The 26,033-nt window shown below is 53.6% G+C and carries 31 protein-coding genes; 22 read left to right on the top strand and 9 right to left on the bottom strand.

The window, feature by feature from the left end; translation table 11 throughout:
* Positions 1-212 precede the first annotated feature (212 nt).
* The 4 genes from fliD to amyA all read left to right on the top strand — a co-directional run bounded on the left by fliD (position 213) and on the right by amyA (position 3,978).
* On the top strand, positions 213-1,640 hold the full coding sequence (gene fliD / locus OGX81_RS18695) for a flagellar filament capping protein FliD (RefSeq protein WP_158661217.1): 1,428 nt from the start codon (positions 213-215) through the stop codon (positions 1,638-1,640).
* Positions 1,641-1,649: 9 nt separating this feature from the next.
* Positions 1,650-2,060: a flagellar export chaperone FliS gene (fliS, locus tag OGX81_RS18690; RefSeq protein ID WP_012131915.1), complete on the top strand. Its 411-nt coding sequence runs from the start codon at positions 1,650-1,652 to the stop codon at positions 2,058-2,060.
* Complete coding sequence (fliT, locus tag OGX81_RS18685; protein WP_012131914.1) at positions 2,060-2,422, top strand: flagella biosynthesis regulatory protein FliT; 363 nt, start codon at positions 2,060-2,062, stop codon at positions 2,420-2,422. The genes fliS and fliT overlap by 1 nt, the downstream gene beginning before the upstream one ends.
* 68 nt (positions 2,423-2,490) lie before the next feature.
* Positions 2,491-3,978, top strand: a complete 1,488-nt coding sequence (amyA, locus tag OGX81_RS18680) for an alpha-amylase (protein ID WP_286487627.1) — start codon at positions 2,491-2,493, stop codon at positions 3,976-3,978.
* An 80-nt stretch (positions 3,979-4,058) separates the two neighbouring features.
* Here the strand turns inward: amyA and yedD are convergent, their stop codons facing one another.
* Positions 4,059-4,472, bottom strand: a complete 414-nt coding sequence (gene yedD, locus OGX81_RS18675; RefSeq protein WP_047463076.1) for a lipoprotein YedD — start codon at positions 4,470-4,472, stop codon at positions 4,059-4,061.
* Positions 4,473-4,658: 186 nt separating this feature from the next.
* On the opposite strand from yedD, the gene yedE reads away from it, so the two are divergent.
* Together yedE and yedF are read left to right on the top strand one after the other, a co-directional pair.
* The gene (gene yedE / locus OGX81_RS18670) at positions 4,659-5,864 is read left to right on the top strand and encodes a selenium metabolism membrane protein YedE/FdhT (protein WP_012131911.1); all 1,206 of its coding nucleotides are present in this window, start codon (positions 4,659-4,661) and stop codon (positions 5,862-5,864) included.
* Entirely contained in the window at positions 5,861-6,094 is a 234-nt protein-coding gene (gene yedF, locus OGX81_RS18665) for a sulfurtransferase-like selenium metabolism protein YedF (protein WP_000790504.1), read from the top strand. The genes yedE and yedF overlap by 4 nt, the downstream gene beginning before the upstream one ends.
* Positions 6,095-6,157: 63 nt before the next feature.
* Here the strand turns inward: yedF and fliE are convergent, their stop codons facing one another.
* Positions 6,158-6,472 (bottom strand): flagellar hook-basal body complex protein FliE, encoded by a 315-nt coding sequence (gene fliE / locus OGX81_RS18660; RefSeq protein WP_012131910.1) that lies wholly within the window; start codon positions 6,470-6,472, stop codon positions 6,158-6,160.
* A 216-nt stretch (positions 6,473-6,688) separates the two neighbouring features.
* On the opposite strand from fliE, the gene fliF reads away from it, so the two are divergent.
* From fliF to rcsA, 14 genes are all read left to right on the top strand, one after another.
* Positions 6,689-8,365 carry a flagellar basal-body MS-ring/collar protein FliF gene (fliF, locus tag OGX81_RS18655; RefSeq protein WP_047462912.1) on the top strand — a complete coding sequence of 559 codons (1,677 nt, stop codon included), beginning with the start codon at positions 6,689-6,691 and terminating at the stop codon, positions 8,363-8,365.
* Positions 8,355-9,353, top strand: a complete 999-nt coding sequence (gene fliG, locus OGX81_RS18650; RefSeq protein WP_012131907.1) for a flagellar motor switch protein FliG — start codon at positions 8,355-8,357, stop codon at positions 9,351-9,353. Before fliF ends, fliG begins: the two co-directional genes overlap by 11 nt.
* Positions 9,346-10,050, top strand: coding sequence for a flagellar assembly protein FliH (gene fliH, locus OGX81_RS18645; protein ID WP_071258771.1), 705 nt, complete (start codon positions 9,346-9,348; stop codon positions 10,048-10,050). Before fliG ends, fliH begins: the two co-directional genes overlap by 8 nt.
* Positions 10,050-11,420, top strand: coding sequence for a flagellar protein export ATPase FliI (gene fliI, locus OGX81_RS18640; RefSeq protein ID WP_012131905.1), 1,371 nt, complete (start codon positions 10,050-10,052; stop codon positions 11,418-11,420). Before fliH ends, fliI begins: the two co-directional genes overlap by 1 nt.
* A 21-nt stretch (positions 11,421-11,441) precedes the next feature.
* A complete protein-coding gene (fliJ, locus tag OGX81_RS18635) occupies positions 11,442-11,885 on the top strand; it encodes a flagellar export protein FliJ (RefSeq protein ID WP_012131904.1) in 444 nt (147 codons plus the stop codon).
* Positions 11,882-13,096 carry a flagellar hook length control protein FliK gene (gene fliK / locus OGX81_RS18630; protein ID WP_104868520.1) on the top strand — a complete coding sequence of 405 codons (1,215 nt, stop codon included), beginning with the start codon at positions 11,882-11,884 and terminating at the stop codon, positions 13,094-13,096. The genes fliJ and fliK overlap by 4 nt, the downstream gene beginning before the upstream one ends.
* A gap of 104 nt (positions 13,097-13,200) precedes the next feature.
* Entirely contained in the window at positions 13,201-13,668 is a 468-nt protein-coding gene (gene fliL / locus OGX81_RS18625) for a flagellar basal body-associated protein FliL (RefSeq protein ID WP_104868519.1), read from the top strand.
* Between the two features lie 4 nt (positions 13,669-13,672).
* A complete protein-coding gene (gene fliM, locus OGX81_RS18620) occupies positions 13,673-14,677 on the top strand; it encodes a flagellar motor switch protein FliM (protein ID WP_012131901.1) in 1,005 nt (334 codons plus the stop codon).
* Positions 14,674-15,087, top strand: coding sequence for a flagellar motor switch protein FliN (gene fliN / locus OGX81_RS18615; RefSeq protein WP_012131900.1), 414 nt, complete (start codon positions 14,674-14,676; stop codon positions 15,085-15,087). Before fliM ends, fliN begins: the two co-directional genes overlap by 4 nt.
* A 2-nt stretch (positions 15,088-15,089) precedes the next feature.
* Positions 15,090-15,464: a flagellar biosynthetic protein FliO gene (fliO, locus tag OGX81_RS18610; RefSeq protein ID WP_012131899.1), complete on the top strand. Its 375-nt coding sequence runs from the start codon at positions 15,090-15,092 to the stop codon at positions 15,462-15,464.
* Positions 15,464-16,201 carry a flagellar type III secretion system pore protein FliP gene (fliP, locus tag OGX81_RS18605; protein ID WP_012131898.1) on the top strand — a complete coding sequence of 246 codons (738 nt, stop codon included), beginning with the start codon at positions 15,464-15,466 and terminating at the stop codon, positions 16,199-16,201. The genes fliO and fliP overlap by 1 nt, the downstream gene beginning before the upstream one ends.
* Before the next feature lie 9 nt (positions 16,202-16,210).
* Positions 16,211-16,480: a flagellar biosynthesis protein FliQ gene (gene fliQ / locus OGX81_RS18600; RefSeq protein WP_012131897.1), complete on the top strand. Its 270-nt coding sequence runs from the start codon at positions 16,211-16,213 to the stop codon at positions 16,478-16,480.
* 6 nt (positions 16,481-16,486) lie between these two features.
* The gene (gene fliR / locus OGX81_RS18595; RefSeq protein WP_012131896.1) at positions 16,487-17,281 is read left to right on the top strand and encodes a flagellar biosynthetic protein FliR; all 795 of its coding nucleotides are present in this window, start codon (positions 16,487-16,489) and stop codon (positions 17,279-17,281) included.
* A 280-nt stretch (positions 17,282-17,561) separates the two neighbouring features.
* Positions 17,562-18,185, top strand: a complete 624-nt coding sequence (gene rcsA, locus OGX81_RS18590; RefSeq protein ID WP_047462896.1) for a transcriptional regulator RcsA — start codon at positions 17,562-17,564, stop codon at positions 18,183-18,185.
* Between the two features lie 55 nt (positions 18,186-18,240).
* On the opposite strand, the gene dsrB is transcribed toward rcsA, so the two are convergent.
* Complete coding sequence (gene dsrB, locus OGX81_RS18585) at positions 18,241-18,429, bottom strand: protein DsrB (RefSeq protein WP_012131894.1); 189 nt, start codon at positions 18,427-18,429, stop codon at positions 18,241-18,243.
* A gap of 130 nt (positions 18,430-18,559) precedes the next feature.
* On the opposite strand from dsrB, the gene yodD reads away from it, so the two are divergent.
* Positions 18,560-18,787: a YodD family peroxide/acid resistance protein gene (gene yodD, locus OGX81_RS18580; RefSeq protein ID WP_024130232.1), complete on the top strand. Its 228-nt coding sequence runs from the start codon at positions 18,560-18,562 to the stop codon at positions 18,785-18,787.
* 170 nt (positions 18,788-18,957) lie between these two features.
* On the opposite strand, the gene dgcQ is transcribed toward yodD, so the two are convergent.
* The 3 genes from dgcQ to OGX81_RS18565 form a co-directional block, all read right to left on the bottom strand.
* Positions 18,958-20,673, bottom strand: coding sequence for a cellulose biosynthesis regulator diguanylate cyclase DgcQ (dgcQ, locus tag OGX81_RS18575; RefSeq protein ID WP_024130231.1), 1,716 nt, complete (start codon positions 20,671-20,673; stop codon positions 18,958-18,960).
* 98 nt (positions 20,674-20,771) lie between these two features.
* Complete coding sequence (locus tag OGX81_RS18570) at positions 20,772-20,954, bottom strand: YodC family protein (RefSeq protein ID WP_024130230.1); 183 nt, start codon at positions 20,952-20,954, stop codon at positions 20,772-20,774.
* 78 nt (positions 20,955-21,032) lie between these two features.
* Complete coding sequence (locus OGX81_RS18565; protein ID WP_024130229.1) at positions 21,033-21,944, bottom strand: DUF808 domain-containing protein; 912 nt, start codon at positions 21,942-21,944, stop codon at positions 21,033-21,035.
* Positions 21,945-22,121: 177 nt separating this feature from the next.
* Between OGX81_RS18565 and yedA the strand changes: the two genes are divergently transcribed.
* Entirely contained in the window at positions 22,122-23,042 is a 921-nt protein-coding gene (yedA, locus tag OGX81_RS18560) for a drug/metabolite exporter YedA (protein ID WP_012131887.1), read from the top strand.
* On the opposite strand, the gene OGX81_RS18555 is transcribed toward yedA, so the two are convergent.
* The 3 genes from OGX81_RS18555 to OGX81_RS18545 form a co-directional block, all read right to left on the bottom strand.
* The gene (locus OGX81_RS18555; RefSeq protein ID WP_012131886.1) at positions 23,031-23,501 is read right to left on the bottom strand and encodes a very short patch repair endonuclease; all 471 of its coding nucleotides are present in this window, start codon (positions 23,499-23,501) and stop codon (positions 23,031-23,033) included. The genes yedA and OGX81_RS18555 overlap by 12 nt on opposite strands.
* On the bottom strand, positions 23,482-24,915 hold the full coding sequence (locus tag OGX81_RS18550) for a DNA cytosine methyltransferase (protein WP_012131885.1): 1,434 nt from the start codon (positions 24,913-24,915) through the stop codon (positions 23,482-23,484). The genes OGX81_RS18555 and OGX81_RS18550 overlap by 20 nt, the downstream gene beginning before the upstream one ends.
* A gap of 72 nt (positions 24,916-24,987) precedes the next feature.
* Positions 24,988-25,683, bottom strand: coding sequence for a phosphohydrolase (locus OGX81_RS18545; RefSeq protein ID WP_012131884.1), 696 nt, complete (start codon positions 25,681-25,683; stop codon positions 24,988-24,990).
* Between the last annotated feature and the right edge of the window lie 350 nt (positions 25,684-26,033).

The following is a 26,033-nucleotide window of genomic DNA, read 5'->3' as shown; positions in this document are numbered from 1 at the left end:
AATTATTTTTAAAGGTAATTAAATGCAGTTTTCACATTTTTTAGAATCAAGAACACGATTGTTTTGTATAAAAATAAAACAAAAACAATCCCTCTATATGCCCTTCTCACCCCGCCCTTTTCTGCCGATTATTTTTTTACGGTCAATGTAAACTTTCACCAAAAGTTGCCGATACAGAGAGCTGTACACCCAAGACTTTAAGGAAAAAAGACATGCCTACTATTAGTAACCTGGGGGTTGGCTCTAATCTGGATCTGACGACGCTCTACAACCAATTGGAAGCTGCTGAAAAAACAAAATTAACATCAATTACAACTCAGCAGACAAACTATAACGCCCAGTTGAGCGCGTACGGTAAGTTACAAAGCGCATTAACCAATCTGCAGACTGCTACTGCGGCATTGGGTAAAACAACAACCTGGAACTCGACAACCGTTAGCAGCACTAACACGGCATTCACTGCCACAACAACCAGTGAAGCTACTGCCGGAAGCTACACAGTCAACGTGAGTCAGGTTGCCAAAGCACAGGTATTGATGTCCGGCAAGATTGACAGCAACACAACAAAACTGGGCGAAACAACGACGAACGGTACGCGCACGATTACGATTACGCAGCCGGGAACCAAAGATCCTTTAGAAATTACATTATCGGATTCCGACACCAGCCTGAACGGTATTGCGAAAGCCATTAATAATTCCAATGGTAACGTCTCCGCCACGGTAATGAAGGCTTCTGACGGCGACTATCGTCTGATGCTGACATCAAAAACGACGGGTACGGACTCAGACATGACCGTAACGGTAACCGGTGACGACACGCTCCAGCAGATTATCGGTCACGATGCTTCAACAAATGCGCTAACCGAGCAGACCGCATCGCAGAACGCAAAACTGACAGTGAACGGCGTCGAACTTGAACGTTCAAGTAATATCATTTCTGATGCGCTGCCAGGCGTCACGTTGACGTTGAAGAATAAAAGCACCGCCGACGAAACGCTGGAATTAACCCGTGCAACAGAAGAGAACAGCAAAGCAATAAATGACTGGGTAACAGCCTATAATGCGCTACAGTCAACCATCGCCAGCGTGACGAAGTACGTCAAAGTTGAGCAGGGCAAAGATCAGTCAGCAACTAACGGTGCGTTAATGGGCGACACCAACGTGCGTTCCATTCAATCGCAATTACGCAGTCTGCTGACGGATGTACAAGGCGGCGCTTACGCCATTATATCTCAACTGGGTATTACTCAGGATCCGGTGACCGGCGCCGACGGTTCGACAGGTAACCTGAAAATAGACAGCACTAAGCTGACGAAAGCATTAACTGATAACCCACAGGCGGTTCAGGAATACTTTATCGGCGATGGCAAAACGACAGGTTTTGCTACAGAAATGAACAATATGTTGACCAAAATGCTGGATACCTCCATCGATCAATCTGGGGTTATTAAAAACGCGCAGGATGGCATCAACAAAACGCTCAAGACATTAGAACAGCGCTATGACGCGATGGAAGCCTCCATAGAAGCAACTATGGCGCGCTACAAAGCACAGTTCACCTCACTGGATAAGTTGATCAGTCAGATGAACAATACTGCAAACTACCTGACACAGCAGTTTAGCTCATCCAGCAGTTAAGGAACTGATATGTATAGTAAAAGTGGTGTTCTTTCCTACCAAAAAGTCGGGGTGGAAAGTGCGGTAATGAGTGCCGACCCACACCAACTGATTGTTATGCTTTTTGACGGAGCACTAAGCGCTCTCGTCAGGGCACGACTATTCCTGGAGCAGGGAGAACTGTTATCGAAAGGTGAAGCGCTGTCAAAAGCGATCAATATTATTGATAACGGCCTCAAGGCGGGACTCAACATGGACGTTGAAGGAGACCTTTCCCGCAATCTGGCATCACTTTACGATTACATGATACGTCGTTTGTTACTGGCCAACTTACATAACGACGTCGAAGCTATCATTGAAGTAGAGGGATTGCTAACCAATATCGCTGATGCCTGGAAACAGATTGGCTCACCGGTTTCACCCGTTCAGGATACCCTTTGATGACTAACTTCATCCCGTCACTTACCGACTGGCATGCCCTGCATGCCCTTAGTATCACAATGTTGGATCTCGCTCATTCAGGGAAATGGGATGAACTGATTGAGCAGGAGATGAATTATGTGCAACTGGTAGAAGGTATTGCACGTAACCCCATCTCTCCCGGCAATACATTTCTGATAAACCAGGCAAAAGAGATCCTGAATGCCGTACTCCGTAACGAGGCTGAGTTAAAAACGCTGTTGCAGCATCGTATGGAAGAGCTACGTCAGCTTATAGACCAGACCGGAAAACAGCAGTCCGTCTCCACGACATACGGGAACCTGGCGGGAAATATTCTGTTCCCCAGTAACCTGAATCAATAATTTTTATCCACCTGTGAAAAATCATCCATACTCCAGAAGTTGGCCTGACGGCTTCTGGAGCACGGAAGATGAAAAACCCCACGCTATTGCAGTACTTCCACTGGTATTACCCTGACGGCGGCAAGCTCTGGCCAGAACTGGCTGAGCGCGCTGGCGGCCTCAATGATATCGGCATTAATATGGTCTGGTTACCGCCCGCCTATAAAGGCGCGTCCGGCGGGTATTCCGTAGGTTATGACTCGTATGACCTGTTTGATCTGGGTGAGTTTGATCAGAAAGGATCTGTCGCCACAAAATATGGCGACAAGGCGCAGCTGCTGGCCGCCATTGAGGCGCTAAAGCAAAATGACATTGCGGTTTTGCTCGACGTGGTCGTCAACCACAAAATGGGCGCGGATGAAAAAGAGGCCATTCGCGTACAGCGGGTCAATGAAGATAATCGCACGCAAATCGATGACGAGATCATCGAATGTGAAGGCTGGACGCGTTACATCTTCCCTGCCCGCGCCGGTCAATATTCGCAGTTTATCTGGGATTTCAAATGTTTCAGCGGTATTGATCACATCGAAAACCCGGACGAAGACGGCATCTTTAAGATCGTCAACGACTACACTGGCGACGGCTGGAACGACCAGGTCGATGATGAGATGGGTAATTTCGACTATCTGATGGGCGAAAACATCGACTTTCGCAACCATGCGGTCACCGAGGAGATCAAATACTGGGCGCGTTGGGTAATGGCGCAAACCCATTGCGACGGCTTCCGCCTGGATGCGGTCAAACACATTCCGGCCTGGTTTTATAAAGAGTGGATAGAACACGTCCAGGAGGTTGCGCCAAAGCCGCTGTTCATTGTGGCGGAGTACTGGTCTCATGAAGTGGACAAGCTACAAGCCTATATCGATCAGGTGGATGGAAAAACCATGCTGTTCGACGCGCCGCTACAGATGAACTTCCACGAAGCCTCTCGTCAGGGGCGTGATTACGATATGAGCCAGATTTTCACCGACACGCTGGTGGAAGCCGATCCTTTCCATGCCGTAACGCTCGTGGCAAATCACGATACCCAACCGTTACAGGCGCTTGAAGCGCCCGTTGAAGCCTGGTTTAAGCCGCTGGCCTATGCGTTGATCCTGTTGCGTGAGAACGGCGTACCGTCAGTGTTCTACCCTGATCTCTACGGCGCACATTACGAAGATACGGGTGGCGACGGCGAAACCTACACCATTGATATGCCCGTTATCGAACAGCTCGATCAACTGATTCTCGCGCGCCAGCGTTTTGCCCACGGCATCCAGACGCTCTTTTTCGACCACCCCAACTGCGTTGCCTTTAGCCGTAGCGGTACAGACGACGATCCTGGCTGCGTGGTCGTACTTTCCAACGGCGATGACGGCGAGAAGACCATTACGCTAGGTGAAAATTACGCCAACAAGACCTGGCGTGATTTTTTAGGCAATCGGGAAGAGCGCGTAACCACCGATGAACAGGGTGAGGCCACGTTTACCTGCAACGGTGGCTGCGTCAGCGTATGGGTCATTGAAGATGCACTGTAAGTACAGGAGAGAACACCGGCCGGGTAAGCGTTAGCGCCCCCGGCATCAACATGATTACCGCCAGCGTTTACCGAAAATGTTTACGGTAACTGACTCGCGAGCGGATGTTTCGATAAATAGTCGGCGCATTCGGTCGTGGGTCGGTCCACGCGTTGCAGCGTCATACCATCATATTCCAGCGTGTTCCCTTCGCGCTCAATCTCATAGAGTTCGCGCTTCACCGTAACGTTGGTTAAATCACCGGAAAGCAGCGTCAGTTTACCCGGCAAGGCAATCACCCGCTGCCACTGACGGCAATCCAGGGTATCCCCCTCTTTGGTCACCACCAGACTGGCTATCGCCTCAGGGCTCACCAGTTTGCGCTGAGGGCCTTTTGACTGCCAGTATCCTTCCAGACCGGCTGGCGCTGGCGTCTTCACCACATCGTTATAATTCTGTACCTCTGCACACCCAGTAAGGACCAGAAATGCGCCAACGATCGCTATTTTTTTCATCATTCATCCTGCATGCGAAGAAAACAGGATTGTGGCATTAAAGCCCTGATGTCGCCAGCCTTTCAGGGCCAACAAGTAATATTGATCCAGTCGATATTACTTCTTATTAGTAGTAGGCAAAAAATCTGATCGGTGTACTATCCGCTCTTCTTTTATTTTCCTTCTGAGTTCAGAGGCTAAGAAAGCATGTCATGGCAACAATTCAAACAAGCCTGGTTAGTTAAATTCTGGGCGCCTGTTCCTGCGGTCATCGCAGCAGGTATTCTCTCCACTTATTATTTCGGTATCACCGGTACGTTCTGGGCTGTTACGGGCGAATTCACCCGCTGGGGTGGACAAATCCTCCAGCTGTTTGGCGTTCATGCTGAAGAGTGGGGTTACTACAAGCTGATCCATCTGGAAGGTTCCCCTCTTACCCGCATCGACGGGATGATGATCCTCGGCATGTTCGGCGGCTGCTTTGCCGCGGCACTGTGGGCCAACAACGTTAAATTACGTATGCCGCGCAGCCGTATCCGCATTATGCAGGCGATTATCGGCGGGATGATTGCCGGTTTTGGCGCGCGCATGGCGATGGGCTGCAATCTGGCAGCCTTCTTCACCGGTATTCCGCAGTTTTCTCTTCATGCCTGGTTCTTTGCGCTGGCAACCGCCATCGGCTCCTGGTTCGGCGCACGCTTCACGCTACTGCCCATATTCCGTATCCCGGTCAAAATGCAGAAAGTCTCCGCTGCCTCGCCGCTGACGCAGAAGCCGGATCAGGCGCGCCGCCGTTTCCGTCTGGGGATGCTGGTCTTTATCGGCATGATCGGCTGGGCGCTGCTGACGGCGATGAACCAGCCAAAACTGGGGCTGGCCATGCTGTTCGGCGTGGGTTTTGGTCTGCTGATTGAACGTGCGCAAATTTGTTTCACCTCGGCCTTCCGTGACCTGTGGATCACCGGTCGCACCCATATGGCGAAAGCCATCATCTTCGGGATGGCGGTGAGCGCTATAGGAATTTTCAGCTACGTGCAGTTAGGCGTGGAAGCGAAGATTATGTGGGCTGGCCCGAACGCCGTTATCGGCGGTCTGCTGTTTGGTTTTGGCATCGTGCTGGCGGGCGGGTGTGAAACCGGCTGGATGTACCGCGCCGTGGAAGGTCAGGTGCACTACTGGTGGGTGGGCCTCGGCAACGTTATCGGCTCCACTATTCTGGCATATTACTGGGATGATTTTGCCCCGGCGCTGGCAACCCGTTGGGACAAAGTGAATCTGCTCGACACCTTCGGCCCGCTGGGCGGCCTGCTGGTCACTTATCTGCTGCTGTTTGCCGCGCTGATGCTGATAATCGGTTGGGAAAAACGTTTCTTCCGTCGCTCCGGGTTAACCCCTGCTAAGGAATCCGCATGAAAAATATCGTTCCTGATTACCGTCTTGATATGGTCGGCGAGCCCTGCCCTTACCCGGCCGTCGCCACGCTGGAAGCGATGCCGCAGTTAAAAAAGGGAGAAATTCTGGAAGTGGTGAGCGACTGCCCGCAATCCATCAATAATATTCCGCTGGATGCGCGCAATCACGGCTATACGGTGCTGGATATTCAGCAGGATGGCCCAACGATTCGCTATCTGATTCAGAAGTAATCATTTGCCGGATGACGGCGCAAGCGCCTTATCCGGCCTGTATGATGCATTCAGCAGGTCTGGCTACACCTGCATGGACATCACTTCCTGGTACGCCGACATCAGTTTGTTGCGTACCTGAATACCCATCTGCATTGAGACAGACGCTTTTTGCATATCGGTCATCACATCATTAAGCGCAATGCCTGGCTCACCCAGAGTAAATTTTTCTGCCTGTACGCGCGCGGTGGTTTGCGTGTCACTGATGCGATTCAGTGCCGCATGCAGTTGACCGGCAAAACTTACGGTTGGTTGCGGCAGCGCGTCTTGCGCCCGTGCGGACATCGCCGTTGCCTGTAGCTGGCTGATGACCCCTTCAATCCCCTGTATTGCTGACATGCTAATCCCCTGGATGATTTTTTACACAGCAGAGATTACCAGTTTGTCAATAAGATAAAGGCGCTAAATAGCGATAAAAAACCTCGGTTTTTGGCGCATAGAAAAATTCGAAACCGCAAATAATGAGACCGTCAATTTTTCGAGTTTGCTGACCCGGGAGTGAGTCTTGTTCCACTTTGCAAAAAACGCCGTCCACGATCAGTCACGAGGTGCGAGATGAGTGCGACTGCATCGACTGCAACCCAACCTAAACCTCTCGAGTGGCTTAATCGCCTGCGCGCGAATCCCAGAATTCCTCTGATTGTGGCGGGATCAGCCGCCGTTGCCATCATCGTTGCTATGGTTTTGTGGGCGAAAGCGCCAGATTATCGCACGCTGTTCAGCAACCTTTCCGATCAGGATGGCGGGGCCATTGTCACGCAGCTGACCCAGATGAACATCCCTTACCGCTTCACCGAAGGAAGCGGTGCGATTGAAGTGCCTGCCGATAAAGTGCATGAGCTTCGCCTGCGCCTGGCGCAACAGGGATTGCCAAAAGGCGGCGCTGTCGGCTTCGAGTTGTTAGACCAGGAAAAATTCGGCATTAGCCAGTTCAGTGAGCAGGTCAATTACCAGCGCGCGCTGGAAGGCGAGCTGGCCCGCACTATCGAAACCCTGGGGCCGGTAAAACGCGCCCGTGTCCACCTGGCGATGCCGAAACCTTCTCTGTTCGTGCGCGAGCAGAAATCCCCTTCCGCTTCCGTGACGGTCAATCTTGAACCAGGCCGCGCGCTGGATGAAGGGCAAATCAGCGCGGTGGTGCATCTGGTATCCAGCGCCGTTGCGGGTCTGCCGCCAGGTAACGTCACGCTGGTCGATCAGGGCGGTCATCTGTTGACTCAGTCCAATACCAGCAGCCGCGATCTGAACGACGCGCAGTTGAAATATGCCAGCGATGTGGAAGGACGCATTCAGCGCCGTATCGAATCGATTCTTTCGCCAATCGTCGGCAACGGCAACGTCCATGCTCAGGTTACTGCGCAGCTGGATTTTGCCAACAAAGAGCAAACGGAAGAACAATACCGTCCGAACGGCGACGCATCGCAGGCCGTGCTGCGCTCACGCCAGCTTAATGAAAGCGAGCAAATCGGCTCCGGCTATCCGGGCGGCGTACCGGGTGCGCTGTCGAATCAGCCTGCGCCGGCAAATGCTGCGCCGATCAGCACACCGCCTGCTAATCAGCAAAACGCGCAGAACACGCAGACGACCAACAATGCGAACAGCAATGTGCCGCGCAATACGCAGCGCAACGAAACCAGTAACTATGAAGTGGATCGCACCATTCGCCACACCAAACTGAACGTGGGCGATGTGCAGCGACTCTCCGTGGCGGTCGTGGTGAACTACCGCGCCCTGCCGGACGGCAAACCGCTACCGTTAACCACGGAACAGATGAAGCAGATCGAAGATCTGACCCGCGAAGCAATGGGTTTCTCCGACAAACGCGGCGATACCCTTAACGTGGTGAACTCACCATTTACCGCAACGGACGACCTGGGCGGCGAGCTGCCATTCTGGAAACAGCAAGCCTTTATTGAGCAGTTGATCTCCGCAGGTCGCTGGCTCCTGGTTCTGCTGGTTGCCTGGATTCTGTGGCGCAAAGCGGTTCGACCGCAGCTTGCTCGCCGCGCTGAAGAGACGAAAGTCGCGCAGGAACAGGCGCAGGTTCGTCAGGAAACCGAAGAAGCGGTAGAAGTTCGCCTCAGCAAAGACGAACAGACCCAGCAGCGCCGGGCGAACCAGCGTCTGGGCGCAGAAGTGATGAGCCAGCGTATTCGCGAAATGTCAGATAACGATCCGCGCGTCGTGGCGCTGGTCATTCGCCAGTGGATGAATAACGATCATGAGCAATAAACTTACCGGCACCGATAAAAGCGTCATCCTGCTGATGACCATTGGCGAAGACCGTGCGGCAGAGGTGTTTAAGCACCTCTCCACGCGTGAAGTGCAAACCCTGAGTTCGGCAATGGCGAACGTGCGCCAGATTTCCAACAAACAGCTGACCGATGTGCTGGCGGAATTTGAGCAAGAGGCCGAACAGTTTGCCGCACTCAACATCAACGCCAACGAATACCTGCGGTCCGTGCTGGTTAAAGCGCTGGGTGAAGAACGTGCCGCCAGTCTGCTGGAAGATATCCTCGAAACGCGGGATACCGCCAGCGGTATTGAAACGCTCAACTTTATGGAGCCGCAAAGCGCCGCCGACCTTATCCGCGACGAACACCCGCAGATTATCGCCACCATCCTGGTGCATCTCAAACGCGGCCAGGCCGCCGATATTCTGGCGCTGTTCGACGAACGTCTGCGCCACGATGTCATGCTGCGTATCGCGACCTTCGGCGGCGTACAGCCAGCCGCACTGGCGGAACTGACCGAAGTGTTGAATGGTCTGCTCGACGGTCAGAACCTCAAGCGCAGCAAAATGGGCGGCGTGAGAACCGCGGCAGAAATCATCAACCTGATGAAAACCCAGCAGGAAGAGGCGGTTATCAGCGCCGTACGCGAATTCGACGGCGAGCTGGCGCAGAAAATTATCGACGAAATGTTCCTGTTCGAAAATCTGGTGGAAGTCGACGATCGCAGCATCCAGCGTCTGTTGCAGGAAGTGGATTCCGAGTCGTTGCTGATCGCCCTGAAAGGCGCCGAGCCGCCGCTACGCGAGAAATTCCTGCGCAACATGTCGCAGCGCGCTGCCGATATTCTGCGCGACGACCTCGCCAACCGTGGCCCGGTACGTCTGTCTCAGGTGGAGAACGAACAGAAAGCCATTCTGCTTATTGTGCGTCGTCTGGCGGAAACCGGCGAAATGGTAATCGGCAGCGGCGAGGATACCTATGTCTAACGAATTGCCGTGGCAGATCTGGACACCGGACGATCTCGTCCCTCCCCTGGCCGAGTTTGTGCCAATGGAGCACCGCGACGAACCGATAGCCATCGATGACGAACCGGAGCTGAGTGCCGAACAGCAGCTTGAGCAGCAACTGGCGCAGTTGAAAATGCAGGCGCACGAGCAAGGGTATAACGCGGGCCTCGCCGAAGGTCGCCAGAAAGGCCACGAACAGGGCTATCAGGAAGGATTAGCGCAAGGGCTGGAGCAAGGCCAGACGCAGGCGCGCGCTCAACAGGCGCCGCTGAATGCCCGAATGCAGCAACTGGTCAGCGAGTTTCAGAATACGCTGGACGCGCTGGACAGCGTGATTGCCTCGCGCCTGATGCAAATGGCGCTGGAAGCCGCTCGCCAGGTGATCGGCCAGACGCCAGCGGTGGACAACTCCGCGCTCATTAAACAGATCCAGCAATTGTTGCAACAGGAGCCGCTGTTCAGCGGGAAACCGCAATTGCGCGTTCACCCGGATGATTTACAGCGCGTCGAAGAGATGCTCGGGGCCACGCTCAGCCTGCACGGCTGGCGTTTGCGCGGCGATCCCACGCTGCATCATGGCGGCTGTAAAGTGTCCGCCGATGAAGGCGATCTGGACGCCAGCGTCGCCACGCGTTGGCAAGAACTCTGCCGCCTGGCGGCTCCCGGAGTCGTCTGATGACTACGCGCCTGACCCGCTGGCTGAATACGCTGGATAACTTCGAAGCCAAAATGGCGCAGCTCCCGGCGGTACGTCGCTACGGGCGACTGACCCGCGCCACCGGTCTGGTGCTGGAAGCCACCGGCTTGCAGCTACCGCTCGGCGCGACCTGCGTCATTGAACGGCAGGACGGGACGGAAACACGCGAAGTGGAAAGCGAAGTCGTCGGCTTTAATGGCCAGCGTCTGTTTTTAATGCCGCTGGAAGAGGTCGAAGGCATTCTTCCCGGCGCACGCGTTTACGCAAAAAATATTGCCGGGGAAGGTCTGCAAAGCGGAAAACAGCTGCCGCTCGGCCCTGCCCTGCTGGGGCGCGTGCTGGACGGCGGCGGCAAGCCGCTGGATGGTCTTCCCGCGCCAGACACCACGGAAACCGGCGCGTTAATCACTCAACCATTCAACCCCTTGCAGCGAACGCCTATTGAGCATGTGCTGGATACCGGCGTCCGCCCCATCAACGCGCTGCTTACCGTCGGACGCGGACAGCGTATGGGGCTGTTTGCCGGTTCCGGCGTGGGTAAAAGCGTTCTGCTCGGCATGATGGCGCGCTATACCCGCGCGGACGTTATCGTCGTCGGGCTGATTGGCGAACGTGGCCGCGAAGTTAAAGATTTTATCGAAAACATTCTGGGCGCTGACGGGCGCGCGCGTTCGGTAGTGATTGCCGCGCCTGCGGACGTCTCGCCACTGCTGCGAATGCAGGGAGCGGCCTATGCCACGCGTATTGCCGAGGATTTCCGCGATCGCGGGCAGCACGTACTGCTGATCATGGACTCCCTGACCCGCTACGCGATGGCGCAGCGTGAGATTGCGCTGGCGATCGGCGAACCGCCTGCGACCAAGGGGTATCCGCCTTCGGTCTTCGCAAAATTACCTGCGCTGGTGGAACGTGCGGGGAACGGCATTCACGGCGGCGGCTCCATCACCGCGTTTTATACGGTATTGACCGAAGGCGACGATCAGCAGGACCCAATCGCCGACTCGGCGCGTGCGATCCTGGATGGACACATTGTGTTATCCCGTCGTCTGGCCGAAGCCGGTCACTACCCGGCCATTGATATTGAAGCGTCGATCAGCCGTGCAATGACGTCGCTGATCACCGAGCAACACTATGCACGCGTACGGAATTTCAAACAGTTGCTATCCAGTTTCCAGCGTAACCGCGATTTGGTGAGCGTCGGCGCGTATGCCAAAGGCAGCGATCCCATGCTGGATAAAGCCATCGCGCTGTGGCCGCAACTGGAGGCATTTTTGCAACAAGGTATTTTCGAACGAGCCGACTGGGAAGATTCTCTCCAGGCGCTGGAACTGATTTTCCCGACGGTGTGATGAAGCAGGAGGGCATAGGTCATGGCACAACATGGTGCGCTGGCAACATTAAAAGATCTGGCCGAGAAAGAAGTGGATGATGCCGCTCTCTTATTAGGGGAAATGCGACGCGGATTCCAGCAGGCGGAAGAACAACTGAAAATGCTGATCGATTATCAGCATGAGTATCGCAACAATCTCAATGCCGATATGGGCCAGGGGATTGCCAGCAACCGCTGGATTAACTATCAGCAATTTATTCAGACGCTGGAGAAGGCCATTGAGCAGCATCGCCAGCAGCTGACGCAGTGGACACAAAAAGTGGACGTGGCGCTGAACAGCTGGCGTGAAAAGAAACAACGGCTTCAGGCCTGGCAGACCTTACAGGACAGACAAAGTGCGGCAGCGTTATTGGCTGAAAACCGCCTGGATCAGAAAAAAATGGATGAATTTGCTCAGCGTGCTGCAATGAGGAAAACCGAATGATCACCTTGCCCCAACTGATCACGACCGACACAGACGTAACGACAGGCCTTCAGGCTAGTAAAACAGCCGATTCAGCCCAGGATTTTCTGGCGCTGTTAGCCGGTGCTTTGGGCGCAGGCGACGCGCAGGGTAAAGATGCCCCGCTTTCGCTTGCCGATCTCCAGGCGGCAGGCGGCAAACTGCAAAAAGGATTGCTGCAAAAAAATGGCGATACGCCGCAGACGACAGCGCTGGCCGATCTTCTGGCGCGCCAGGATCTGCTGACGGATGACGCCACAGCAGACCTGACCGAGGCACAGCAGTTGCTGTCCACGCTGACGCCTTCGCTGAAAAGCAACGCCCTGAACGCGTTAAGTAAGACTGCCCGGCAGGACGACAACGCACCGGCGCTGAGCGATGAAGACCTCGCGAATCTGAGCGCGCTCTTCGCCATGTTACCGGGCCAGCCGGCGCTGACGCCAACCACGCGAACCGCGTCGGCTGAAGGCGCACTCTCCGCCCCGGCATCGCTGCGTGGCGATACGCGCGCCGCTATGCAGGATGCGGTTGCCGGGCTGACGACGGGCGAGCTGAAAAAAGGGAAAGTCGATGCCGCGCCTGACGTCACCGCAAACTCAGCAAGCAACCAGCCGGTAACGCCGCTGGTCGCCGCCGCTGCCGCTAAAGCCGACATGGAAAGCACGCCTTCTCCGGTCACGACCATTGGCGCCATGACCACGCCTGGCGGTATGACGACGCAGACGCAACCCGCGCCTGTCGCAGCCGCCCCGGTGCTCAGCGCGCCGCTGGGCAGCCATGAGTGGCAGCAGTCATTAAGCCAGCATGTGACGCTGTTTACCCGCCAGGGGCAGCAGAGCGCGGAACTGCGTCTGCACCCGGAGGAACTGGGGCAGATTCAAATCTCCCTCAAAATGGATGATAACCAGGCGCAACTGCAAATGGTGTCAGCGCATAGCCACGTTCGCGCCGCGCTGGAAGCCGCGTTACCCGTACTGCGTACCCAACTGGCGGAAAACGGCATCCAGCTGGGACAAAGCAGTATCAGCAGTGAAAGTTTCGCCGGACAGCAGCAGTCGTCATCCCAACAACAGCACGCTTCCCGCGCACAGGGACAAGAGGCTTTTGCCGCCGAAGATGACATCGCACTGACGACGCCGGGCTCGCTCCAGGCTGCCGCTCGTGGCGATGGCGCGGTGGATATCTTCGCCTAACGCCAGAGGTAGCATGATTATCCGCGTCTTTTCCACGCTTTGCCGTGGACAGGACACGGGATAATCAGCCAATAAGCTGTACCGAAACAGGAAGCCCGTATCTGATGACTGACTCCGCGATTAACAGAAAGAGCAAACGCTCAATTTGGATCCCTTTGCTGGTGTTGATTACTCTTGCCGCCTGCGCAACCGCTGGCTATAGCTACTGGCGGATGCAGGAGCACCCGACCGCCAGCGCTAGCGCGGCCCCGCCACCGCCGCCAGCGCCCGTATTTTTCGCGCTGGATACGTTTACCGTCAATCTGGGCGATGCCGATCGCGTGCTGTATATCGGGATTACGCTGCGCCTGAAGGACGAAGTGACGCGCGCGCGTCTGAGCGAATACCTGCCAGAAGTGCGCAGCCGTCTGTTGCTGCTGTTTTCGCGTCAGGATGCCACTGTGCTTTCGACGGAAGCCGGGAAGCAGACGCTGATCGCGGCAATCAAAGAAACGCTCTCTACTCCGCTCGTTGCTGGACAACCGAAACAGGAAGTCACCGACGTTCTTTATACAGCTTTCATTCTGCGGTAAAGACATGGGCGATAGTATTCTTTCTCAGGCTGAAATCGATGCGCTGCTCAACGGCGACAGCGAGGCCAAAGACGAACCCACCCCTGGCGGCGTGGGCGACAATGATATTCGTCCTTATGATCCCAATACACAGCGTCGCGTGGTGCGCGAGCGCCTACAGGCGCTGGAGATCATTAACGAACGTTTCGCGCGTCAATTCCGTATGGGGCTGTTTAACCTGCTGCGTCGCAGCCCGGATATTACCGTGGGCGCGATCCGCATTCAGCCATATCACGAATTTGCGCGTAATTTACCCGTACCGACCAACCTGAACCTGATCCATCTGAAGCCGCTGCGCGGTACGGGTCTGGTGGTGTTCTCGCCGAGTCTGGTGTTTATCGCCGTGGATAACCTGTTTGGCGGCGACGGGCGTTTTCCGACCAAAGTGGAAGGTCGTGAGTTTACGCATACCGAACAGCGCGTTATCAACCGCATGCTGAAGCTGGCGCTTGAAAGCTACAGCGACGCGTGGAAAGCGATCAACCCGCTGGAAGTGGAGTACGTTCGCTCTGAGATGCAGGTGAAATTCACCAATATCACCACCTCTCCGAACGACATTGTGGTGAACACGCCGTTCCACGTCGAAATTGGCAACCTGACAGGCGAGTTCAACATCTGCCTGCCTTTCAGCATGATTGAGCCGCTGCGGGAGCTGTTGGTGAACCCGCCGCTGGAAAACTCGCGTCATGAAGATCAGAACTGGCGCGACAATCTGGTGCGTCAGGTTCAGCATTCAGAGCTGGAGCTGGTGGCGAACTTTGCGGACATCCCGCTGCGCCTTTCCCAGATATTAAAGCTGAAACCCGGCGACGTGCTGCCGATTGAAAAACCCGACCGCATTATTGCTCATGTGGACGGCGTACCTGTACTGACCAGCCAGTATGGCACCGTGAACGGTCAGTATGCGTTGCGCGTAGAGCATTTGATCAACCCGATTTTGAATTCGCTGAATGAGGAACAGCCCAAATGAGTGACATGAATAATCCGTCCGATGAGAATACCGGCGCATTGGACGATCTGTGGGCTGACGCGTTAAACGAGCAAAAAACAACGACCAGCAAAAGCGCGGCCGATGCCGTCTTCCAGCAGTTGGGCGGCGGCGACGTCAGTGGAAACCTACAGGATATCGATTTAATCATGGATATTCCGGTCAAGCTGACCGTGGAGCTGGGTCGCACGCGCATGACCATCAAAGAGCTGCTGCGCCTGACGCAGGGTTCGGTGGTCGCACTGGACGGACTGGCAGGCGAGCCGTTGGATATTCTGATTAACGGCTACCTGATTGCCCAGGGTGAAGTCGTGGTGGTCGCCGATAAATACGGCGTGCGCATCACGGATATCATCACGCCGTCTGAACGTATGCGTCGTCTGAGCCGTTAAGCATGAAAACCCAGGCTACCGTTTCACAGCCCTCTGCCGTATCAGGCTCGCCGTTAGTTCAGGTGAGCGGCGCGCTGTTTGGGATCATCGTGTTGATTCTGGTCGCAGCCTGGGTCATTAAACGCCTGGGTTTTGCGCCCAAAGGCGCCGGTACGCGAGGGTTGAAAGTGTCAGCCAGCACCTCGCTGGGCCCGCGTGAGCGCGTGGTCATTGTCGATGTTGAAGACGCTCGGCTGGTACTGGGCGTCACGGCCACGCAAGTCAATGTGCTGCATACCCTCCCCCCTGCGCCTGTCGTTGCAGAAGAAAAACCGGCCGCCCCTGCGGATTTCCAGGCCATGATGAAGAGTTTGTTGAAGCGTTCCGGGAGATCCTGATGCGCCGTTTGTTATCCCTCACGCTGATGGCTTTGTGGTTTATCAGCCCTGCCGCGTTCGCACAATTACCCGGACTGGTCAGCCAACCGCTACCCGGCGGCGGGCAAAGCTGGTCCCTGCCGGTACAGACGCTGGTCTTTATTACGTCACTGACGTTCCTGCCCGCCATTTTGCTGATGATGACCAGCTTTACCCGCATCATTATCGTCTTCGGCTTGCTGCGAAACGCGCTGGGAACGCCCTCTGCGCCGCCAAACCAGGTGCTTCTCGGGCTGGCGCTGTTCTTGACGTTTTTTATTATGTCTCCGGTTATCGACAAAATTTATGTGGATGCCTGGCAGCCTTTCAGCGAAGAGAAGATTTCCATGCAGGAAGCGCTGGAAAAAGGCGCTCAGCCGCTACGGGAGTTTATGCTGCGGCAGACCCGTGAGGCTGACCTGGGCCTGTTCGCGCGTCTGGCAAACAGCGGCCCGCTACAGGGGCCGGAAGCCGTGCCGATGCGAATTTTGCTCCCGGCCTACGTCACCAGCGAGTTAAAAACCGCTTTTCAGATCGGTTTTACGATTTTCATCCCCTTCCTGATTATCGATCTGGTTATCGCCAGCGTGTTGATGGCGCTCGGGATGATGATGGTGCCGCCGGCCACCATTGCGCTGCCGTTTAAGCTTATGCTTTTTGTCCTGGTCGACGGCTGGCAGTTGCTCGTTGGCTCTCTTGCCCAAAGTTTTTACAGTTAGAGGCGCGAAATGACACCCGAATCGGTCATGATGATAGGCACGGAGGCAATGAAGGTCGCGCTTGCGCTTGCCGCGCCTCTGCTGCTGGTTGCGCTGTTTACCGGCCTTATCATCAGTATTTTACAGGCCGCCACCCAGATCAACGAAATGACGCTGTCATTTATCCCGAAAATTGTGGCGGTATTTACGGCGATTATTGTGGCGGGCCCCTGGATGCTTAACCTGCTGCTGGATTACGTGCGTACGCTGTTCAGTAACTTGCCGTATATCATCGGATAAGACGCGATGTTGCAGGTCACAAGCGATCAATGGTTATACTGGCTTAACCTCTACTTCTGGCCGCTGTTACGTGTACTGGCGCTGATCTCTACCGCGCCGATCCTCAGTGAACGCACGGTTCCCAAACGGGTAAAGCTGGGGCTGGGGTTTATGATCACTCTCATTATCGCCCCTTCACTCCCGGCGAATAATGTGCCTGTTTTTTCCACCGAAGCCTTATGGCTCGCCATGCAGCAAATCATGATCGGCATTGCGCTAGGGTTTACCATGCAGTTTGCCTTTGCTGCGGTGCGTACGGCGGGGGAATTCATCGGTCTGCAAATGGGTCTCTCTTTTGCCACGTTTGTTGACCCGGGCAGCCGCCTCAATATGCCGGTACTCGCCAGAATCCTCGACATGCTCGCTATGCTGCTGTTTCTTACGTTTAACGGCCATCTGTGGCTGATCTCGCTGCTGGTAGACACCTTCCATACGCTGCCTATCGGCGGCGACCCGGTCAACAGCAATGCGTTTCTGGCGCTTGCCCGGGCAGGCGGACTGATCTTCCTCAACGGACTCATGTTAGCCTTGCCGGTCATTACGTTACTGCTCACACTCAACCTGTCGCTCGGGCTATTAAACCGTATGGCTCCGCAGTTATCCGTATTTGTTATTGGCTTCCCGCTAACCTTATCCGTCGGCATTTTGTTAATAACCGCGCTCATGCCATTAATTGCCCCTTTCTGTGAACACTTATTCGGTGAAATTTTCAATTTGCTTGCTGATATCGTTAGCGAAATGCCGACAACCAATAACCCATAATTTTTATCCTGTCTTACTAAGGATTTTCCTAAATTTAAAATCTAAAAACATCTACCAGGATATATCTGCTGCGCTTTATTTGTTTTTACCTTACTCACATAACATAACATTTACTTTACTTTGAGAAGATTCCTGGCAAATTATACGTAACTTTACGGGATAGTAAGTTCGCCTGAAAACAGCGAAAGCGTCATCTTAGGTCACTATTATTGTTCCGTTGGGTTGTGATGAGATATTCAGGTAAGGGGAATTATCGTTACGCATTGAGTGAGGGTATGCCATGTCAACGATTATTATGGATTTATGCAGTTACACCCGGCTAGGTTTGACCGGGTATCTGGTAAGCAGAGGGGTGAAAAAAAGGGAAATCAACGACATTGAGACCGTTGACGAACTCGCCATCGCTTGTGACTCACAGCAGCCTTCTGTGGTGTTTATTAATGAGGACTGTTTCATCCATGATCCATCTAACAGTCAGCAAATAAAGCAGATCATTAATCAGCATCCCAACACGTTATTTATTGTTTTTATGGCAATTGCTAATGTGCATTTTGATGAATACTTATTAGTAAGAAAAAACTTATTGATTAGTTCAAAATCAATTAAGCCCGATTCTCTGGATGATATTCTTGGCGATATTCTGAAAAAAGAGACGGATATTGTAGGAGTAGTAAATTTACCTACGTTATCTTTAAGCCGTACTGAATCCAGTATGTTGCGAATGTGGATGGATGGACAGGGAACAATACAGATTTCAGATCAAATGAATATCAAGGCAAAGACGGTGTCATCCCACAAAGGGAATATTAAACGGAAGATAAAAACGCATAATAAACAGGTTATCTATCATGTCGTGCGGCTGACGGATAACGTGACAAACGGAATTTTTGTTAACATGCGATGAGGCCCCCTGACTGGTGGATATTCCACCAGTCAGGGTAAAAGCGACGAAAATCACATTACTCTGTTTTTTCCACAAAGATCCCATCCTGATGGCCTGACTCATTGAAGAACCAGATACCGAGCGGGTAGTCTTCCAGCGAAACCAGGTACATCGTACCTTCACTAAACTCTTCAACCGCCAATACCACGCCTGGCCGACGAGGGCCGCCGTCTGTTTTGACTGTTACCCGATCATTCACCTTCATCAATTATCCTCCTGTGGCTTTGTGCCAGTGTAGAACAAATTCCTTTTTCTGGCAGCGTCTGCCGCGCGTGATTGCTGGTTTTCTCAACGGTCTATACTTACAGATGCCACGGTTAAATGAGGTACTGAAGATGAAAACCGCGAAAGAGTACAGCGAAACGGCCAAGCGCGAAGTCAGCGTTGATGTTGACGCCCTGCTCGCGGCGATCAATGAAATCAGCGAGAGCGAAATTCATCGCAGCGCTGATGATCCTGAGAAAGTCAGTGTGGATGGCCGCGATTATCATACATGGCATGAATTAGCGGATGCGTTTGAACTCGATATTCATGATTTTAGCGTCACGGAAATCAATCGCTGATCTGGGGTGAAAAAAATCCCGGCTCGCAGAGCCGGGATCAAACTTGCTTATGCAAGAAGCACTTGAAAATTCGTTACACCAGAAAATCTGATGTGCGTTTTACCTTATCTGCAATTTTTTTGTATGACAAGCAAATATTTCTCGCAGAAATGATTAATACAGCTAATGGTTCAGCGTGTATCAGGCGACGGCGCGGGATGGTCGTCACGGACACAAACCTGATTGCGCCCGGCCTGTTTTGCCAGATACAACCGGCGATCCGCCAGCGACTGCAACTGTTCAAAATCGTAGTCTCCGTTCTCCTGCGCCCCGCTTACGCCCAGCGATGCACTAATGCGCAGAGTCGTGCCTTTTGCGATCAGGATTTCTTTGTCGTTCACGCGCTGGCGTATCCGCTCTGCGATCTGTGCTGCCTGCACCAGCGTCGTCCCCGGTAAGACAATACAGAACTCTTCGCCGCCTACGCGCCCGGCAAGGTCATGCGAACGTATTGTGCCGCTAATAAGCCCGGCGGCATGGGAGAGCACCCGATCTCCCGCCTGATGGCCGAAACGGTCATTGACGCTCTTAAAGTGATCCAAATCGATCTGAATAACGGAAAACGGCTGTCGCTGCTCGTGGCAGCGCTGTATCAGTACGCGCGCCCTCTCAAACAATGCGCCACGGTTATACAGCCGCGTCAAAGGATCGTGCCAGGCCTGCCATTGCAGGGAACTTTGCAGCACAAACATATTGCTGACCATCTTGCGGATAACAACCCATGAGATGAGCAACATCATCGTGAAAAGCGCCCACAGGAGACCAAGCGCAATACTGATACTGCCAAAAGCCCCCTGCACGCCTTCTCTCAGGGTATGAACACGCAAAAGCACGCCATCGAAATGATCCAGCCTTTCCCAACTGATATAGCGGCTGCCCATACGGATACCGCCATGCGTATCATGTTCGATGTCATTCGCGAGCAACGCCAGTTCAAGGTCATCAAAGGTATTAACCTGACGCTTTTCCGGCGTTGAGGTCGCCAGTAGCCTGAGCTGATAGTCGTAGAGCTGGTACTCCCCTTCGGAATCTTTTTCGACCGCATCCTCCAGGAAACGCTTCATGGATGACACGGGAATATCCATTGCCAGCACGCCATACCAGTGTCTTTCGTTATCCAGCGACAGGCTCACGGTGACTTTTTGTTGCACTTCACCGCCCGGCACCGGCGAGCTAAACCAGCGCACGCCGCGCGCTGAATTTTGTCGTTGGGATTGCCCGCTGAACCAGGGTTGGATCACATACTGGTAATAGCGGGACATAATGTCGCCGCCATTGGTTGTGGGTTCAGTTGAGACATAAAAGCCTGAACGCGAAACATACATTGTCCGCTGCGCCAGCATGGTAGAAGAATGCGCCAGCCGTAACAAATACCCCAGTTCCAACGCGGCGCTTAACTCGTTTGCCAGCGCATCGTTATCCCGCGAGAGAAGCGTTGTACGGTTAACAAACGCGTCAGAGACGCCGTTAAGCGGTAACGTTCGCCGTCTGTCTAGCTCCAGTTGCCAGAAACTTTTGCCGCGCAGTTGCGCAAATTGCGCCACCGCATCGTGCAGGTCGGCAAAATCGAGCGGCGTGACCAGCGCTTCGTACATACCGTTGCGCAGAAACAAGAGTTTATCCACGCTGAATTGCAGCTGTCTGTCCAGCACATTAGCGACGTTTTCCAGATGGTTACGTTGACTGGCCCGGTATGCCGACTCCAGCACGACCACTTCACGCCAGGTCAGCAATGTTGAACAAATCATCACAACCAGAAAACAGATATTTACGACATGGCCTGGCCCAAAGCGTCGTGCTAACGTTCTCAGCCAGCTCCAGTTTCCTGGCGTTGTTTCATGCGGCACCTGACGGCTCCCTACTTTTATTCCTGAACTATGTGTCGCGACTCAACGGCTATTTTCTGGGGTAACAAAACGCCCGGCATTAACCGGGCGTTCCTTTATCAGACATCTTCCCGCAACCGCCTGCCATCACCGGGCATAAGTTCATTCTCGTGGAATGCTTCCCGTTTGACGCCAAAACCGTCATACCAACGGCACTCCACCATGCCGCTGGAATAACCGGTTACGATCATGCGTGGACCACCTTCTTTTGCGATAACTTCCTCACTGACAAAAAAGACCATACCTGCCTCCTGTATCCAGTGAAACTTTTTCACCTTAGACGACGATGGCCTTTTTTGCATAATCCGGCGAGGCATAAATTAGTGCGAACCACCGCGAACGTTGGCAACAGTTTTTACCAGCCCTACCACCACGCTGCCGATGATGAAACCGAGCACCAGATTAATCAACATGGGAAGCGTGAGCGCAATAAGACCATTCTGCTGCTGAGCAAAATGTTCGATCGCGTGGTGTAATGGCGCGATGCCGTGCACCACGATCCCGCCCCCCACCAGGAACATCGCGAGTGTGCCGACAATGGACAGCGCCTTCATAAGCCAGGGCGCCGTAACCAGTAGCCCTTTGCCCACCGCCTGAGCCAGTACGCTGCGTTTTTCCGCCAGCCAGTACCCCATATCGTCCAGTTTTACGATGAATCCCACCAGACCATAAACGCCAATCGTCACCACCAGCGCGATACCGGACAACACCAGAACCTGATTGAGCAACGGCGCATCCGCGACAATTCCCAGCGTAATCGCGACGATCTCCGCAGAAAGGATAAAGTCGGTGCGCACAGCCCCTTTCACTTTCTCCTTCTCAAACGTGAGAGGATCTTGTGCGGCGATCGCGGCCAGACGCTGCTGACGCGCCTCCGGGCTCTCTTTGTGCTTTCGGGCCTCAAGCGTGTGTAAAACTTTCTCTACGCCTTCAAAACAGAGAAAAGCGCCTCCAATCATCAACAACGGTGTAATCGCCCACGGGATAAAAGCGCTGATCAGCAGCGCCAGAGGCACCAGGATGACCTTGTTGATCAACGACCCTTTCGCCACGCTCCAGACGACCGGCAGTTCGCGGTTCGCCCGCACGCCCGTCACCTGCTGCGCGTTTAGCGACAGGTCATCACCCAATACGCCTGCCGTTTTTTTCGCGGCCAGTTTTCCCATCATCGAGATATCATCCAACAGCGTGGCGATATCATCGAGCAACGTCAGCAAACTACTTCCTGCCAAAATAAATCCCTCAATATTTTTCTTTTGAAGAGGTAAGTATGAAGTAAAAAACGTAATGCCGAAACGGGTAGCAATCGTCAACAAAAATTTAACAAAAGAGTGCAATTATAACGCTCGCCAGCGCGATAGTTTTGACGTTTACTATGTTGCACCTTTTTATTTCCGCCGTGAGGGATTATGCGTTTCAGGCAGTTACTACCACTTTTTAGCGCACTCTTCGCGCTGTATATCATTTGGGGTTCCACGTACTTCGTTATTCGTATTGGCGTTGAGAGTTGGCCGCCGCTGATGATGGCGGGCGTCCGTTTTCTGTCTGCGGGGATTTTGTTAACAACATTCTTACTTCTTCGCGGGCACAAACTGCCCCCTTTGCGTCAATTGCTCAATGCCGCGCTGATTGGCATTCTGCTGCTGGCGGTGGGGAACGGTCTGGTTACCGTAGCGGAACATCAGGATGTACCGTCCGGCATCGCCGCCGTGGTGGTCGCGACGGTTCCATTATTCACGCTGTGCTTCAGCCATTTCTTTGGCATTAAAACGCGAAAACTGGAGTGGACAGGCATCGCCATCGGCCTGGCGGGGATCATCATGCTCAATAGTGGCGGAAATTTGAGCGGCAACCCCTGGGGCGCGCTGTTGATCCTGATTGGCTCGATGAGCTGGGCATTCGGCTCCGTGTTCGGCGCCCGCATCGCGTTGCCGACAGGCATGATGGCCGGAGCGATTGAAATGCTGGCTGCCGGTGTTGTGCTGATGTTCGCTTCCTTTATCGCCGGGGAAAAGCTGACGACGATGCCGACGCTCTCCGGCTTCATGGCGGTAGGTTATCTGGCGCTATTCGGTTCCATTATCGCCATTAACGCCTATATGTATTTGATCCGTAATGTCAGCCCGGCGCTGGCGACCAGTTACGCTTACGTCAACCCGGTAGTGGCGGTGTTACTGGGAACAGGTCTGGGGGGAGAAAGCCTTTCTTCCGTCGAGTGGCTGGCATTAGGGGTAATTGTTTTCGCTGTCGTCCTGGTGACGCTGGGGAAATATTTGTTTCCCGCCAGACCCGCGACTGCAGTGAGTGAATCGGAAAAATCACTCCAGTAAATGAATACCCTGCGTGTCGATCTGCGCGGTGGGGCCACCGCCGCAGATCCACTCCTCAAGCCGTTCCGCCAGTGCGGCGTCGCTGAGTTTCAACCGGCCACGCAAAGCACACTCCCAGACAATCAGCACACGCCAGCCAAGCTCGCGAAGCCTCAGCATGTCTCGCCGATCGCGCTCCACATTTTTACCGATTTTGTTCAGCCAGAACTCGGTACGCGTGGCGGGAACTTTGAACAGGTGGCAGTCATGATGATGCCAGAAACAGCCGTGCGTGAAGATAACGCAGCGATACTCATCCACGACAAAATCCGGGCGTCCGGGCAACGTGGCGTCCTGCACATGAAACGCCATCCCCTGCTCCTGCAACAGAGCGGCAAGGCGTTTTTCTATCGCCGTATCGCGCGTGGCTATCGCCCGCATATTCTTGCTGCGCGTCGCCTTATCGTGTACGTCCGCCATGCTGGCTCTCTTTCTGGCGCAATGTAACAGCCTGTTTAATTCTCGACTCCAGCAGTTTTGCTACTGCGGCAAATGCCGGAACCACGACGGAGTTACCAAACTGACGGTAGGCCTGGGTGTCTGAAACGGGAATGCGGAACTGATATTCCTGCGGCGATTCAAATCCCATTAACCGCGCGCACTCTCTGGGCGTTAACCGGCGTGGACGGTGCTGCTGATTCACCGGATCGTCGAAATTCGCCTCTCCTGCGGCCATATCCCAGCCACGGTCAATCAGTATCTCCGCGCCATCTTTATAGTAACGCGCCGACAATGTGCGCGTTACGCTGCCGGGATTCGCAGGATAGACCATCCCATAGCCAAAACCGTTACCCCGGGCCTGATGCTTTTTCGCGTAGCGGTACAAATACTTCCACAATACCGGCGTCAGCACATATCTCGCTTCAACCGCCGGTTCAAGCAGCTCCGCCAGCGTGATGCGCTGCTGCGGATAGCGTGTGGCAATATCCCGCAGCGTAAAATCGGTTTTCAGATTAAGATCGCGGCGGAACCCCACCAGCACAATCCTCTCCCGATGCTGGGGTAAAAAATGGCGGCCATCAATAATTTTCGGGTCGTCCGGCCCATTATCCGCAGCATCGGCGACGTCATACCCCAGTTCGTCAAGCGTTTGCATAATGATGCGAAACGTTTTTCCCTGGTCGTGGCTTTTCAGGTTTTTGACGTTTTCGAGCACAAAAATCGCCGGGCGTCGGGCGTCAATGACCCGCACGACATCGAAAAAGAGCGTCCCCTGCGTATCACAGGCGAAACCATGCGCCCGTCCCATCGCGTTTTTCTTTGATACCCCTGCCAGAGAGAATGGCTGGCAGGGAAAACCGGCCAGTAGAACATCGTGCTCCGGTATGTGCTGGCGAATATGCTCCGCCGCTTCGCTATCGCTCACGCCGTCGCGGTGGCTCAGAGTAATATCGCGAATATCTTCATTGAAATGATGCCGTTGCGGATCGCAGTAATAATTGGCTTTATAGGTGCGTACCGCGTGTTTATTCCATTCGCTGGTAAACACGCACTGCCCGCCTATCGCTTCAAAGCCACGGCGAATTCCGCCGATCCCGGCGAAGAGATCGACAAAACGAAAGGCATAATGCGGATGGTGTGCCGGAGGCGTTGGCAACAATGTCCTGAGGTGCGTATATTCGCTCTCGCTCAGACGATGCCACGCCGTTGCGTTCGCCACGACGCGTTTAAAAATAGCCGGGCTCCAGTGGTTCTCCCCAACGCCATTCAGATGCGCCACCAGCGTTTTCACATCATAGATTTCCAGCAGTTTGCCCAGCAGCGCCTGTACGGCAGCCCCGGCATTGTCCGTCATCAGATCCTGGAAACCTGTTACTGAAAGATTTTCCTGCATACATTTAACCGGCGAAATTGATATTCGACAGGTTAACACAAAATGAACGCGTTTACGTTTTGGGTATGGTTGCTACTTATCGCAGCTAAAAGCCTGAATTACCGTCTGATCCAACGAGTCGTACTCCCCCCTTAGCTCCGCGCTTAGCTTCGCCATCCAGGTCACCAGGAAGTCGGCGTTATGCTCTGCCAGCAGCTTTCCCCGCGCGGTTTGCATGGTTTGCGGCAAGGTCAGAAGTTTTGTCTGAAAATGGTCGAGGGCGAATTGCTTATCGTTAAGCGGGCGACGTTGCGCGAAGGGATCTTCAGCATCAAATAGCGAAACGCCCAGCCCGCCGGAAACGGCAAACACGCGCGCCAGACCGATTGCGCCCAGTGCTTCAAGCCGGTCGGCATCCTGCACAATCTTCGCCTCGCTGGTCATTGGCGCAATGTGGGCGCTAAAACTGTGCGCCTCAATCGCATGACTGACTGCCGCTAATTTCGCTTCAGGATACGCAGGGAAATCGTTCATTAATATGCGACGTGCCGCGTCAGCGGCCAGCACGGATGAACGATAGCGATCGGGATGATTTTTCGGCAGGCTGACGATATCGTGGAAATAACACGCGGTCAGCACAACAAGCCAGTCAACATCCTCATCCGTCGACAGCTTTTGTGCCGTTCCCCAGACGCGACGAAAATGAAAAATGTCATGGGCGCTATCCTGCTCGTGGTGATTTTTGCCCAACCACGCTTCGAACTGCGATTGCCAGTAGTGTAAATCCACGCTGCCTCCTCTGAATCAGAAAGCAACATTAGCAATATTCCGCCTTGTCTTCACGCTCAATGATTACGGGAGGAGGTATCAGACAAGTTAACGAAGGCAATAAATGGAATAAAAAGAAAATCCGAACGACGTTAAAATAGCGTTAATTACGATAAAACATTCACAAAATAAATTCCAAAAACGCAAATCATAATTTATTAAAAGAAAAACATAATACAGTTAAATATAAAGCAATAAATACATATTAAATTATTTATAATCACACCCAAGGAAATAATTAGAAATATTTTAAATACATTTGTTACATGTAATATTTAAAAAAGAATGAACTTCCTGGAATAGTATTCAAC

It is taken from the genome of Citrobacter sp. CK206 (assembly GCF_030333125.1).
Classification (GTDB): domain Bacteria; phylum Pseudomonadota; class Gammaproteobacteria; order Enterobacterales; family Enterobacteriaceae; genus Citrobacter_B; species Citrobacter_B koseri.
This window is presented reverse-complemented; position numbering and strand designations above follow the sequence as displayed.